Source organism: Pseudohongiella acticola, from assembly GCF_001758195.1.
Lineage (GTDB): Bacteria > Pseudomonadota > Gammaproteobacteria > Pseudomonadales > Pseudohongiellaceae > Pseudohongiella > Pseudohongiella acticola.
In genome coordinates this window covers 2656485-2670129 of record NZ_MASR01000001.1, presented here as the reverse complement: position 1 = coordinate 2670129, position 13645 = coordinate 2656485, and the positions used below count along the sequence as shown (strand labels likewise).

Annotated in this window: 9 protein-coding genes; 4 read left to right on the top strand and 5 right to left on the bottom strand. The window is 55.7% G+C overall.

The window, feature by feature from the left end; genetic code table 11:
• Nucleotides 1–27 precede the first annotated feature (27 nt).
• The gene (locus PHACT_RS11565) at nucleotides 28–624 is read left to right on the top strand and encodes a redoxin domain-containing protein (protein WP_070117906.1); all 597 of its coding nucleotides are present in this window, start codon (nucleotides 28–30) and stop codon (nucleotides 622–624) included.
• 84 nt (nucleotides 625–708) lie between these two features.
• Here the strand turns inward: PHACT_RS11565 and PHACT_RS11560 are convergent, their stop codons facing one another.
• Nucleotides 709–1479 (bottom strand): ferredoxin--NADP reductase, encoded by a 771-nt coding sequence (locus PHACT_RS11560; protein WP_070117905.1) that lies wholly within the window; start codon nucleotides 1477–1479, stop codon nucleotides 709–711.
• A 135-nt stretch (nucleotides 1480–1614) separates the two neighbouring features.
• Between PHACT_RS11560 and PHACT_RS11555 the strand changes: the two genes are divergently transcribed.
• Together PHACT_RS11555 and PHACT_RS11550 are read left to right on the top strand one after the other, a co-directional pair.
• On the top strand, nucleotides 1615–2529 hold the full coding sequence (locus PHACT_RS11555) for a LysR substrate-binding domain-containing protein (RefSeq protein ID WP_070117904.1): 915 nt from the start codon (nucleotides 1615–1617) through the stop codon (nucleotides 2527–2529).
• The gene (locus PHACT_RS11550) at nucleotides 2526–4868 is read left to right on the top strand and encodes an efflux RND transporter permease subunit (protein ID WP_070117903.1); all 2343 of its coding nucleotides are present in this window, start codon (nucleotides 2526–2528) and stop codon (nucleotides 4866–4868) included. The genes PHACT_RS11555 and PHACT_RS11550 overlap by 4 nt, the downstream gene beginning before the upstream one ends.
• A 15-nt stretch (nucleotides 4869–4883) precedes the next feature.
• Here the strand turns inward: PHACT_RS11550 and PHACT_RS16625 are convergent, their stop codons facing one another.
• Together PHACT_RS16625 and PHACT_RS11540 are read right to left on the bottom strand one after the other, a co-directional pair.
• Nucleotides 4884–6227: an inositol monophosphatase family protein gene (locus tag PHACT_RS16625; protein WP_083264538.1), complete on the bottom strand. Its 1344-nt coding sequence runs from the start codon at nucleotides 6225–6227 to the stop codon at nucleotides 4884–4886.
• The gene (locus tag PHACT_RS11540; RefSeq protein WP_083264537.1) at nucleotides 6205–6690 is read right to left on the bottom strand and encodes a rhodanese-like domain-containing protein; all 486 of its coding nucleotides are present in this window, start codon (nucleotides 6688–6690) and stop codon (nucleotides 6205–6207) included. The genes PHACT_RS16625 and PHACT_RS11540 overlap by 23 nt, the downstream gene beginning before the upstream one ends.
• Before the next feature lie 100 nt (nucleotides 6691–6790).
• Between PHACT_RS11540 and PHACT_RS11535 the strand changes: the two genes are divergently transcribed.
• Entirely contained in the window at nucleotides 6791–7729 is a 939-nt protein-coding gene (locus tag PHACT_RS11535) for a helix-turn-helix domain-containing protein (protein WP_070117902.1), read from the top strand.
• A 26-nt stretch (nucleotides 7730–7755) separates the two neighbouring features.
• Here the strand turns inward: PHACT_RS11535 and PHACT_RS11530 are convergent, their stop codons facing one another.
• Together PHACT_RS11530 and PHACT_RS11525 are read right to left on the bottom strand one after the other, a co-directional pair.
• Nucleotides 7756–10035: an outer membrane protein assembly factor BamB family protein gene (locus tag PHACT_RS11530; RefSeq protein WP_070117901.1), complete on the bottom strand. Its 2280-nt coding sequence runs from the start codon at nucleotides 10033–10035 to the stop codon at nucleotides 7756–7758.
• A 37-nt stretch (nucleotides 10036–10072) separates the two neighbouring features.
• Nucleotides 10073–13579, bottom strand: a complete 3507-nt coding sequence (locus PHACT_RS11525; protein WP_070117900.1) for a 7TM diverse intracellular signaling domain-containing protein — start codon at nucleotides 13577–13579, stop codon at nucleotides 10073–10075.
• Nucleotides 13580–13645: the final 66 nt, after the last annotated feature.

Genomic DNA, 13645 nt, shown 5'->3' with positions numbered 1-13645 from the left:
TAAAGCCACACCAATGGGAGTTTGACTATGCGTAAGTCAATAACATTTCTAATATTCTCGGTTTTCGCCTTGATGCCGTTTGTCGCTCAGGCTGAAGACTATCTGAAACAGATCAAGGACTTTGAACTGCAGGACCAGAATGGCGTCATGCACACTCTGGATGAGTATCAGGATAAAGACTATATCGTGATGTACGTCCACGGTTCAGGCTGCCCGATTGCACGCCTGTCGGTACCGACCTACCTTGAGATTGAGGAGGAATATGCCGAAAAAAATGTGGAATTCCTGATGATTAACGCCTTTATTCAGGATGATATTCCCCGCATCGCCAAAGAAGCGGAAGAATTCAACATCACCTTTCCGATCCTGAAAGATGCAGATCAGTCAGTTGCACGCTCGATGGGTGTTGAGCGCACGGCAGAGGTCTTTATTATTGATCCGAAAACACGCGAAATACACTTCCGTGGCCCCATCAATGACCAACTGGGTTACGAAACCCAGCGCAATAACGCGTCAAATCATTATCTGACCGATGCGCTGGATACCATCATGGCTGGCGGCAGTGTCAACATGAGCGATATTCCGGATGCCAAGGGCTGCCTGGTTGGTTTTTTCCTGAGCTAAACCGGATTAATTAAATATCGGCATAAAAAAGGCCGGTCGCCTCAGGCGACCGGCCTTTTTTATGGGTGCGGCAAGCGTCAGTGCTTATTCCACAAATGCTCGCTCGATCACATACTCTGCCTGAATACCGTGACGGGACTCCTTGAAGCCACCGGCATCAAGAATCCGGCACATATCCTTCAGCATAGTCGGGCTACCACACAACATGAAGCGATCGTGCTCAGGGCTGGGTTGCGGCAGGCCTATCGTCTTTGCCATGGTGCCGTTCTCCAGAACATCGGTGACGCGGCCCTGATTCTCAAACTCATCGCGGGTAACCGTGGGGTAGTAAATCAGCTGCTTGCTGACCTCCTCACCAAAGAACTCATTCTGGGGCAGCTCGCGAGTGATGTAATCCCGATAGGCCAGGTCAACGACTCGTCGAACACCGTGTACCAGAATGATCTTTTCGAAGCGGTCATACACTTCCGGATCCCGGATAATGCTCATGAACGGCGCCAGGCCTGTGCCGGTCCCGACAAGATACAGATTCCGGCCCGGCAGCAGGTGGTCCGCTACCAGCGTACCCGTAGGCTTGCTGCTCACCAGCAACTCATCGCCAATCTGGATATTCTGCAAGCGTGAGGTCAAGGGTCCATCCGGCACCTTGATGCTGAAAAACTCCAGCTCTTCGTCATAATTGGCACTGGCAATGCTGTAGGCACGCATCAGCGGACGGCCTTCCACTTCCATACCCACCATCACGAAATGGCCATTCTCGAAACGCAGACCTTTGTCTCGCGTTGTGGTAAAACTGAACAGGGACTCATTCCAGTGATGAACGCTGGTCACACTCTGTTTGGATATTGCAGCCATTTCAAAATCCTGTCGTTGTTGCAAAAAAGTGGATTAGTTTGATGAGCGCATACTATACGGCCCCGCTATACCAGTAAAATGATTTAATGCTATAAGGTTAATCGAAAATAACGATAACACTTGGGAGTCCCAGCCATGCACTACACCCTGCGGCAGATCGAAGTTTTCCTGGCAACAGCCTGGCACGAGAATGTTTCACATGCGGCCGATAGTCTGTCCATGTCGCAATCCGCTGCCAGCGCAGCGCTGAAAGAGTTGGAACAACGCTTTGACATGCAGCTGTTTGACCGGGTCGGCAAGCGCCTTCAACTTAATGATTTTGGTAAAAGCCTGCGCCCTCATGCCGTCGCGCTGCTGAACCAGGCCACGGAATTCGAGCAATTGCTGGCCCGCCAGGGTGAGGTCGGCCATATCAAAGTAGGCGCAACCCTGACCATCGGTAACTATCTGGCGGTGCCGATCATGGCCGATTTCATGAATCGTTATCCTGGCTCACGCGTCGACCTGACGGTGGAGAACACCGCATCCATTACCCAGCGAGTACGCAATTTTGAACTTGACATTGGTCTGGTCGAAGGCGAGCTCCAGGACTCCACCCTGGAAGTCATTCCCTGGCGCGACGACGAGCTCAGCCTGTTCTGTGCTCCCGACCATCCGCTGGCCGGCCGACCGACACTCAGTGATGAGGATCTGCTGAGCGCTGACTGGATCATAAGAGAGGCCGGCTCGGGCACACGGCAGGCTTTTGAGCACGCCATGTATGGCCTGATGCCCAAGCTTAAATTACGACTGGAACTGCAACACACCGAAGCCATTAAACGCACCGTGGAGGCCGGCCTGGGCATTGGCTGTCTGTCGCGGATTACCCTGCAGGAAGCCTTTCGCCGGGGCAGTCTGCTGCCACTGTATGCCCCGCAACGGGTCTGGATGCGGCGCTTCTATTTCATCCTGCATAAACAAAAATTCCGCAGCACGGGTATTCGCAACTGGATAGCGTTGTGTCAGGAAGACGATGCCGGCACATTCGGGACCTATGGACCTGACCAGTGACCCCAGGGCTTCTGGTTCGTTATCGTGTGCTCTGGCTGGTGCTCTGTCTTGTGATTTCGGCACTATTGGCTTCAGCATTATCGTCCATCCGTTTTGACACCCGAATATCGGTGCTGCTCGGTGACAATGATGCCTACGTCAACGATCGCAACCAGCTGGCCGCCGAATTTCCCAACCGACAGGACATCAGTATCGCGGTCAGCTCGGCATCGGGCGCTACCAACGTTTTTTCTGCACCCATTCTGGAAGCACTGGGAGCGCTGCATCGAGAGTACCGGCGCATCCCGTATACGACCGGGGCAAGTTCGGTGGTCGCCTACGATTCACCGTTTGGTGAAATCGGCCTGTTCCCCGGACGTTTCCGCAATTTTCATGAAATCGATGCCAAGGCCATGCAGGCAGCGCGCGAAAAAGCCATGGCGGACCGGTTTATCAATGGCATTCTGGTATCGCCGGGCGCCGACCTTGCACTGTTCTCGGCACCACTGAGCCTGAGCACCAGCACCTCGGCCCAGAATCGCGAAATTGCCGACGCCATCAGCGCTGTTTTGCGGGACCTGCGTCAGGCGCACCCGAACGTGGCATTCGCGCCTGGTGCGGAAGCGTTGTTTGAAACCTCCACGCGCGACGCCATGATTCAGGATCTGACCCGGCTTTTGCCGCTGGTGATTCTGGTCTGCGTGCTGTTTATCTGTTATTGCTTTCAGTCAGTGCGTCACGGCGCCTGCATATTGCTGGTGACCTTACTGACCATCATCTGCACGGTTGGCACATTGGCATGGGCCGATATCGCGCTGAACAGTGTGTCGGTAATGGCGCCGCTGGTTGTTGTCATTATTGCGGTCGCCAACACCGCGCACATTCTGTCCGTCTTTCGTCAGCAATTGGCTGACGGCGTCACCTCAGCACAGGCCATGCAGCAGAGCCTGGCGTTCAATCTGCGGCCGGTCAGCCTGGCAGCACTGACGACCGCCATCGGCTTTGCCAGTCTGAACTATGCATCGGCACCCGCCATCAGTCAATTTGGCAGCATCGTCGCACTGGGTGTTGTATTCGCCTGGCTGCTAAGTTTCCTTAGCTTCCCCGCACTGGTCATGATGGCGGGCACAGCCGTCAATGACATCAGACTGGCAAACGCATTCCTGCGCTATTGTCAGCATCTGGTAGCGCACTATCACCGTGTCATCTTTTACGGTGTAATTGTAGCTGGATTGATCGCTGCGGCCTTGTTGCCGTTGAACAAACCGGATTTCGACCGACTGGATTTTATTGATCAGGATTCACCGCTGCATGCCTACTATGCGTTGCTAAGCGAACGCATGCAACGCGGCACCGTCATGAACTACGGCATCGTTGCCAACAACCCGGCCAACTCAACGCCACTGCCAGATGGCGCCATAGACCCGGAGTTTTTGCAACGCGTTGATGAACTGTCCGTCTGGCTGCGCCAGCGCCCGGACGTGCTGGATGCCGCCAGCCTGGTAGACGTGGTCAAAACCATCAATGACACGCTTGAAGGGTCGCAGGCGGGTGACAATGTTGACAACTATCGCCTACCGGAGTCTGCTGAACTGGTCGAGCAACACCTGATGAACTATGTCTCTGTGCAGCAGGACAGTTACGCCCTGGCCAATTTCATTAATACCGATTTCTCAACCATACGATTGTTTATAACCACAACCCCGCTGAGCAATCAGGGCATCATAGATCTCGACGTCGCCATAGGCGAATTTTTCACTGACGCCTTTGCCGGGGACGCCATGCGACTGATGCGCGGCAGTAGCACACTGCTGTTCGCACGCATGGACAGGACCGTCACCGTAGAGTTGATTCAAAGTTACCTGATCAGCCTTGTGATGATTACGGCCGCCCTGACAATAGGGTTGCGAAGCCTGTATTTTGGTCTGGTCAGTGTGGTGCCCAATCTACTGCCGGCGACGCTGGTGTTTGGTCTCTGGGGGTTGCTGGTCGGGACCGTGGACCCCTTCGTGATGATGCTGTTCAGCATCAGCATCGGGCTGGTGGTAGACGATACCGTGCATATTCTGAGCACCTATCAGCGGCAACGCCAGCAGGGTCTGCCGGTGGACTCAGCCATTCAGGCAGCTGTCACCAAGGCCGGACCGGCACTGGCCATTACCACGGCAGTGCTGGCATTGGGCGCATTGATTCTGCTAATGGCCAGTACACTGTACTTTCAACAGGCGGCCAGACTGCTGGTACCGATTGTGGTGTTGGCCCTGATTCTTGACCTGACATTTCTGCCCGTATTGCTGTCGCGCCTGGAGAAAGCGCGCGAACGCCTTGCTGCGCGTCGTCAACAGGCAGCGCGCCCCTGATCTCCTGACGGTGGCTCAGTCCTCAGCCTGCAGCAGAATGTCTCTGGCCTTATTGTACAAGGTGGCATTGCTGACCAGAATATTCTTGTTGTGGAAAACCGGGTTGACACCATCAGGAACCGGCAGAAAATGTCCGTAACGAGCACCGGCTTCAATGGCAATAAGTTGTGCGGCGGCAAAATCCCACACACTCAGGTTTTCGTAGTACACATCGAGACGACCGGCGGCCACCCAGCAGATGTCCAGCGCTGCGGACCCCATGCGCCGCAGATCAGCACAATGCGCCAGCATCAATCCCACCCGCCTGACCAGAAGCGCCATGTCCTTCTTGATGTAGGGGAACCCGGTCGCGAATAGCGCGCGGCGCAGGTCGGTTTTCTGCGCTACGTGTATCGACTCTCCGTTCAGCGTTGCGCCCTTGCCCCGGGCGGCGGCAAACATTTCATTGTTGTAGGGATTGTAGACCACGCCGCTCTGCACGACACCGTCAACCACCCAGGCAATGGACACGGCTGAATGTTGATGGCCATGTGCATAATTGACGGTGCCATCAATCGGATCGATTATCCACAGTGGCCCTTCCCGTTCACTCAATTGTGTCAGGTCCGGCGCTGACTCTTCGGCCAGTATCTGGTGCGTCGGGTAACGCGCCCGAATGGCGTCACAGATCAGTTTGTCGACCTTGATATCCGCCTCGGTGACCAGTTCCTGCCCGTCATGTTTGAAATGCGCTGCCGGCCCTTCATCACGTTGCAGTTCTGCCAGCATCAAGGCACCGGCATCGCGCGCGACCTGTTCGCTGAAAGCCAGTACCTCGGACACCGATGCGGGTGGCCGGTCAACATAATAGTAGGCGTATTCGTGCAACTGCCCGTTGATTTCCTTCTCGCTCTCATGCGAGAAGCGCGCCCCGATTTTTTCAGTGCCGCGACGCGATCGCAGGTTGTCCTTGCCAATATGGAACCAGACTCGTCTGGCCCACTTGAAGGCATGATCAAGCATCAACATCTTCATTTCACGGTTGGTAGCCCCACCCCAGCGACTGCGTGCCAGAAAAGTAAAGCCGATGGCCACTTCTTCTGCCACCGGGTCCCACTCGTAATAACGGGAACAGCCAACGATTTCACCGGAGGCGTTATCGATGGCCACCAGGGCGCTGCCCGCGGTGACCGCCCCATTAAAATACCGGGCCTCAAAAGCTTCACGTTGATAGCGTTGCGGGTCCGGGTGCAGTTCCCAGATCAGCGGGTCGCTCGCCGCCGCGTACAGTGATTCAAGATCATCGGGCTGCAGCGGCCGCAGCGTAATGGTTCGTCCCTCGAGGGTAGGCTGGAAATCAAAGTTGTCCTGCTTTGTCATGCTGTTTTCCTGAATAGGGTTCGATTCTGTTTGGGTCCATACATGCCAGACTGAACCCCTCGTCCAGCCAGCCGGTGATGCCACCTATCATTTTTTTGACCGGCTGCTGCAGTCGGGCCAGCCTGACGGCAGCCTTGTCGGCGCCATTGCAATGCGGTCCCGCGCAATAGACAACAAAAAGTGAAGCGCCGGAAAATACGCTCAGGCTGTCTGCATTGATACGTGTGTGTGGCAAATTGACTGCGCCGGCGATGTGACCCCGCGTAAACAAATCCTCACCTCGCACATCCAGCAGGACAAAATCCTGTCGAGCATTGCTGATGGCATGGTGCACGTCCCAGCAATCGGTCTCGAACTGCAACAGATGCTCAAAATGCTTGAGAGCACTGGCGCTGGGTGCGGCGGCGGGACGGGAAACCGCCGACGATCCTGTAACAACGGGTGTATTGGCTGACGTTGACATATTACCTCCTGAGACCTGATTTATGAACTCAGGGTAATTATTATCCTGTCCCCCATCTGTTGCTATTGGCTTAACAGCCACTCTTCGATAATATCAGGCCATGACTCGAGTCGCCATTCTGATCTATCCCGACACCGCCCTGTTTGAGCTTGGCTGCGCCGTTGAACTGTTTGCACTGCCCAGGCCGGAGTACCCTGACTGGTACGAAACGGACGTGGTCTGCTTCGGAGAGCAGGCGGTTCGGGCAACCGGCAATATCATGTTGCAGGCAAAACCGGTGGCGTCTCTGACCGACTACGACATGCTGGTCATTCCCGGCTGGCCGCTGCACATGCAGCCAGCCCCGGACCTTATCGATGAAATCCAGGCACTTCATGGTCGTGGCGGCACCGTTGTCAGCTTCTGTTCAGGTGCTTTTCTGCTCGCAGCGAGCGGGCTTCTGGACGGCCAGTCTGCTACCACTCACTGGCGTTATGCCGACGTCTTTCGTGACCAATACCCCGATATTCACTATGTCGACGACGTACTTTATCTGTTTCACAACAGGCTTGGCTGCGCGGCTGGCAGTTCCGCTGCCCTGGATCTGGGCATGGCCATTATTCGCCAGCAGCACGGTTACAGGGTCGCCAACCAGGTGGCGCGAAGACTGGTTATGGCCGCTCACCGCAGCGGCGGACAGTCACAGTTTGTCGAAGCACCCGTTGCCAGAACAAGTAATCACTTCGCCGACACCCTGGACTGGGCCATCAGCAACCTGACAACAGGTCTGACCATCGACGCGCTCGCTAAACGGGCCAACATGTCCAGACGCAATTTTGACCGAAAGTTTCGTGCCTCAATGAACATCAGCGCCAACGAGTGGCTTGTTCTGCAGAAACTGGAGCTTGCCAAACAGTTGCTGGAAAGCACGCAATTGCCCATTGAGAGGGTGGCGAGCCGCGCCGGATTTGAGAACGCAATTACCATGAGGCACCATTTCCGCAAACATCTGCAGTCCTCACCCAGCCGTTTTCGAACGCAGTTCGGTCGCGCTCAGTGACCATCAGACCTGCTGCCAGCCGGGATTCATTGGCCGGGCACGGACAGCATGACAACGTAACGGGCCAGTAACGAAACATCGGTATCGTCCAGTTGCAAACCAAACGCCGGCATTTCCACGCCGCCACTCTCTATGATGTTGCGTATCTGTGCCAACCCGTTCGGGTTCGTCAATGCCGGCGCCGACCCTCCACTGATGCCACGACCCTGCTCACCATGGCAGGTCGCACACATTAAAGCGAATTGTTGTGCCGCTGCCGCACGTTCCGCGCTCGTCAGCGTGACGTCCGGCACCGGGACGCCGGCTGTGTCAGCGCCAGGGCCACGGAGAGAGTCGGGGCCTGGCTGGGCGTACTGAGTAACAGCACCGGGCAATGCCAACGCCACCAACTCTGCCGGATGTTCTGCGGTTGCCACGGCAATCACAATATACTGATAGCCCTTATGGAAGTATGTCATCGGTGCACCCGATGCTTTCGCCGGCAGTTCGATCTCGGCGACCACTTCGCCGGTATTTTTATCATAGGCACGAAACATCGGGCCGCCCGGGTCGCCACTTAAATGTCCGGCTTCTGCGAGGAACAACAGGGTGGCGGTGGCGAGCGGTGATGGCCTGATCATGGGGTGACCCATGTTGTCAAAATCCAGGTCAAGCCCTTGCAGATCAGGATGCTGACGAATGTAGTCAGAGGCGGGGCCGATACTGCGAGACCAGGTATGACGGCCGCGGTTCATGTCTGTTGCTGTAATCAGGCTCCAGGGTGGGCGCACGATGGGCAGGTCACGCGGTCCCTGTATAAACACCGACGGCGCTCTCAGGTACCGCCAATTGGTCTGGTCGGGATCCGGCGTCAGCAATGCAGCCGCCATTGGCGCCTTACGTAGCGGAACAAACATGTGGCCATTGACGGGATCGAATGCCCCGCCGTTCCAGTTGGAACCGCCCTGGTAGCCGGGATTGACCCAGGTACCCTGGGTGCCCCCCTCTCGCAGTGGTGTCGGCGGTGTATATATGGGACCGCGCACATAGCGCCCCGCTATCTCCAGCGCTTCTGCGCGCAACGCTGGCGTAAAATCAAGCAATTCGTCCTCATCATAACCCTGACTGAGATAGGGCTCCGGCAAGCTTGGAAATGGCTGCGTCGGCGAAACCCGTTCACCAGGCACTTCACTCGACGGCACTTCACGCTCGTCAATTGGCCAGACCGGCTCGCCAGTGAGCCGGTCGAAGACAAATGACATGCCCTGCTTTGTCAGCTGCGTGACTGCCTTGATGCGCTCACCGTCAACCACGATGTCACCCAGAATCGGCGCCGCTGGTGGGTCGTAGTCCCACAGGCCGTGATGCGTCAATTGATAGTGCCAGACCAGTTCGCCAGTGCGGCCATCCAGGCAGACCAGGCTTTGTGAAAACAGATTGTCCCCCTGACGGTGCCCTCCATAAAAGTCATTGGAGCCAGCCTCTACCGGCAAATAGACATAGCCGGTTTCGGTATCGACACTCATCATGGACCAGACCCCGGCATTGCCCGTATGGCGCCAGGTGTCTCCGTGCCAGCTGTCGTGACCAGGCTCGCCGGGTTGGGGAATGGTATTGAAGCGCCACACCATCTCGCCGGTGCGAACATCATAACCACGAATATGGCCCGGTGTTGCTTCCTGATTGGGTGCGGTAATTGTACCGACAACCTGCGCCACCACAACATCGCCTACCACTGCCGGCGGGGACGACGAACCCACCGACTCGGCGGCGCTGCCATCGGGATACAGACCCTCCCGCAACAGTACCGTGCCATTATTGCCAAACGCCGGATCTGCCAGTCCGGTGTGCGCATCAATCGCCAGCAAACGACCGTCGAGTGTATTGTGGAAGAGGCGCGCCTGCTCGCCGTCACGCCAGTATGCCAGAGACCGGCTGCCCAGACCCAGACCGCGCTCGGCAACACTGGCGGGGTCGGGCGTGTAACGCCAGATCTCCTGCCCGGTGGCGGCATTCAGTGCCACCACCTGATGCTGACCGGACGGCACGTAAAGCACCCCATCAATCATTAACGGGGTCGCTTTCAGATTTCTGTCTGCCCTGTTACCGAGCGGCAGCGCACGCCAGCGCCAGGCAACCTCAAGTTCGGTGACATTGTCTGCATTAATCTGAGACAGTGCGGAGTAGCGGGTAAAGCCGTGATCGCCACCCCAGGTATGCCACTCACCGTCTGGGGCACCGTATTGCGCTAACGCCGGCGTGCCGGCACCGGACAAACTGCAGGTGGCAGCAACTAGCGCTGCGAGTCTACGGAAGGACGCTCTCATACTGATCTCATTATTATAGGCGCCGTGTTCTATATTGTCAGTTGAGCGCCTTCTGTTCGACTATTTCCTGCAGTCTTGCCACTGAAGACTCCAGTGCTTTCCTCGCCTCCTCGTCGGATGACACTTTGGAAAGAACAAAGTAGGCTGTACGGGCGACCTGGCGCCACCTTGGATTTGAAGGCAGCTTGTCCAGTGACAGATAGCGATTCATTGATCGCGTTCGCAAACGCCCGTTGTCAATACTGACGCTCCAGATACGGCTTTTCTCAGCGAGATCAATAATCGACTCACCGGTCACTTTCTGCCAGTAATAGTGGCAATCCTGCATCACCTTGACTAAGGCCTCACGGTACTTAAGCTCACTGTCATCGTCGTCATCTGGCACCAGCGTACCAGACAGATGATTGATCAACTTGTCGATATGCCCCAACTCTTCGACCAGATCCTTGTGCTTGTGCAAATCCTCAGGCTTTATCTGCGACAGATATTCGCCCAGCAACTGCGTGCGCTCAACATTACGATTTATTTCTTCGACAATCTGGGGCAGGCTTAATGAGCCCGGTGCTTCGTCTTGTTCATCGACAACGCGCGCTTCGGGCACACCGGTCTCGAAGACCATCAAATAGAATTCCTGGTCTACCTGACGCATGGTTAACAAACAGAAGCGCCCTCGCGTCGACTCCAGTTCGAAATCGAAATACTCAGTGCTGCCGGGACAGGAGATGCGGTCTTCGCTAAACGGGAAGTGTACCGCGTCTGCCAGTGCCGGGGAGCGAGGCACCAATTCATCTGATATACGGTTTACCGATTGATGTAAAACCGAGTCAGCAGTGACCTGTAACAGTTCTTCAGCGGCGCTATTGATAAAGATAACAACACCCGTCTCATCGATCGCCAGCAGTGGATCACCGGTCACATCCAGCAGCGCCGCCAGTCTTTGCTCACGGTCTCGCAACCGCTTTTCACTTTCTTCGTAACGCTGCAACTGCCAGCTCAGGCGCTGGTTGTCGCGCTTGACATGGGTCAGGTTGAGCAGCTCGAACTGTTTGTCTATGCGGACACGCAACTCTTCTTTGCTGAACGGTTTTGTTATATAGTCGTTCGCACCCAGGCTCAGCCCTTTGACCAGATCTTCCACACGGTTTTTGGCAGTCAGGATCACAATCGGCAGCTCGTCTGAATCGTATCGTTTGCGTACAATCTGACAGAACTGGTATCCGGTCATCACCGGCATCATCAGGTCCAGAATGATAAGGTCAGGCTTCTCGTTGCTCAGTATTTCCAGTGCCTCAGCCCCACTGAGTGCGGTGGTGAGTTGGTAGCGATCCGCCAGGTGCGACTCCACTATACGCAGATTCAGATACTCATCATCAACGACCAGAATCTTGCCTCTTTCCTCTTGCCGATGGATGTTGCCGCCAGCCGGGTCATTTTCGGCACTGTTGTCGTCGCCATTTAACGGACCCTGGTTGCTGCGTCGGTCAACACTCATACCGGTCGCCTGCAGCGCAGCGGTCAGACCGGCCGGCTTCGCAACCACCTCATCACCTTTTGTCGCTGCGCCCTCGCCGGAGGCCGCCCTGTCGGACTTTTTGCCTTCCGGCAGCGATTTTTTCAGCGGCAAATCAAAGTAGAACAGCGAGCCTTCGCCGGGCGTACTGCGCAATATGATCTCGGACTCATGTAATTCCAGCAGCCGTTGGGAAATGGACAGGCCCAGCCCGGTACCGCCCGCCTGCCGCGCCTCATCGGAATCAATCTGGTAAAAGCGCTTGAATATATTCTGCTGCTCAGTGGTCGAAATACCAATCCCGGTATCACGTACCGACACCCTCACATCCAGCTCCAGCACCTCCACACCAATGGTGACACTGCCATGAGGCGTAAATTTGACGGCGTTGGCTACCAGATTAAACAGTACCTGTTGCAACCTGTCTTCATCGCCCTCAACGATAAGTCTGGCCGTTGGATATTTTTCAACCAGCTTTATCGGTTTGTCACCGATCAATGGGCGGGTCATGCGGACCACAAGCTCGCAGACCTGTTTCAAGTCAATGTCGCGTTTGCTCAAGGCAAGATGACCGTTTTTGATGGCAGAAAAATCGATTACATCATTTACCAGACTCGACAAACGTTGCGCGCTGACCTTCATCAGAGTCAACGTTTCCCGCTGTGATGCATTCAGGTCGCTGGAGCGATCAGCCAGCATGATTTCCGCCAGTCCGATGATGCCCGTCAGTGGCGTGCGCAATTCGTGCGACACATTGGCAATAAACTCTTCTTTGACATTATCGGCTTGCTGCAGGGCATCAATTTTTAACTGGTTTGCCCGCAACAGGTCCTGTTGCGCTGCTTTATAACCTTCCATCATGCTCTGCAACCGGTCACTCAAACCGAGCGCCAATACGGTTACCGCTGCCAGTGTGGCAATCTGGATACCGTTGTAGGCCAGTAATGGGGGAATAATGACGCCCAGGCGCTGCAGAAGTTCGAGCAGAATGCCCACCAGCAGTATTGTCCACGCCGACACAAAAAAACGTGCCGCCCTGACCAGGCGCCGCTTGGCCAGCAGCCCTGACAGTGTTACCAACACGGTCAGGCATGCGGCATAAAGCAGTGCCATGCGATTGACCAGGCCTGAGTCGGCAAACAGGCTGATGACAACACCCAGCACTGCCATCACCAGGAAAGCCCGGGCGACGAGTTCGAGTCGCCGGTCCAGCGACTTCAGATTAAGGAAAGAACGAACAAATAAAATGCCCGCGACATTAGCCATCAGGCTGAACACACTGGTGGCCCTGTTCGCCCAGTCCGGCGCCTCCGGCCACAGGTACTGATATGCCAGGCCCTGTGCAGAAAGGGAGTACAGGCTGCCAAACACGACCAACAAGGCAAAATACAGAAAACCTGACTCCCGGCTGGTAAACCATACCGTGAAACTGTAAATGGCAATCATCAGCATCAGTCCGTAATACAGACCTGATGTAAACAGGGTGCGCTGCGCTTCAGAGGCAAAAAATGAGGCGCTGGCCAGCGCCAACGGGAATTGCAATGACCCCGTGCTTTCGACACGAAAGTAGATGGACATGGTTTCTGACGGAAGCACCTGGAATTCGAAATTGATACTGCGGTGCAACAGGTGCCGGGCGCGAAATGGCAGCGCACTGCCCGCGGCGTGGGTTTGCCACTCACCTGCTGCGTCCTGGTAATAGAAATCGACTCGATCAAGATTGGGAAAGCCGATATAGGCAACCCAGTCCCTGGGTTCCTCGAACCGGTTATCGAGATCCACCCTCACCCAGAGTGCGCTGCGGCGATACCCCAGGTTTGGCTGCCCCGGGGCTACCCAGGGTAATCCGGCGATGCTGAGCTGCGCTCTCGCCTGTTCAAAATCGAGCTCGGCACCTTCATCTTCGAACAGAATCATTTCACTGCCGGGCACGAGGCCGCCGGGAAAACTTTCCAGTTCCAACGCCGAGACGCCTGATGCCAGCAAACAACTCAGCCAGATCAGAACAATGTTCCATATGTGTTTTTGTTGCATCCGTACCTTTGCCCGCATTTGCAGCCCGTTATGTACTCAACACCCCGAATCATATAGAGTTTAACC

Excerpts from the sequence above, each read along its gene's own strand:
- PHACT_RS11565 (WP_070117906.1), top strand. The coding sequence starts at position 28 with ATGCGTAAGTCAATAACATTTCTAATATTCTCGGTTTTCGCCTTGATG.
- PHACT_RS16625 (WP_083264538.1), bottom strand. The coding sequence starts at position 6,227 with ATGACAAAGCAGGACAACTTTGATTTCCAGCCTACCCTCGAGGGACGA.
- PHACT_RS11555 (WP_070117904.1), top strand. The coding sequence starts at position 1,615 with ATGCACTACACCCTGCGGCAGATCGAAGTTTTCCTGGCAACAGCCTGG.
- PHACT_RS11525 (WP_070117900.1), bottom strand. The coding sequence starts at position 13,579 with ATGCAACAAAAACACATATGGAACATTGTTCTGATCTGGCTGAGTTGT.
- PHACT_RS11530 (WP_070117901.1), bottom strand. The coding sequence starts at position 10,035 with ATGAGAGCGTCCTTCCGTAGACTCGCAGCGCTAGTTGCTGCCACCTGC.
- PHACT_RS11540 (WP_083264537.1), bottom strand. The coding sequence starts at position 6,690 with ATGTCAACGTCAGCCAATACACCCGTTGTTACAGGATCGTCGGCGGTT.
- PHACT_RS11560 (WP_070117905.1), bottom strand. The coding sequence starts at position 1,479 with ATGGCTGCAATATCCAAACAGAGTGTGACCAGCGTTCATCACTGGAAT.
- PHACT_RS11535 (WP_070117902.1), top strand. The coding sequence starts at position 6,791 with ATGACTCGAGTCGCCATTCTGATCTATCCCGACACCGCCCTGTTTGAG.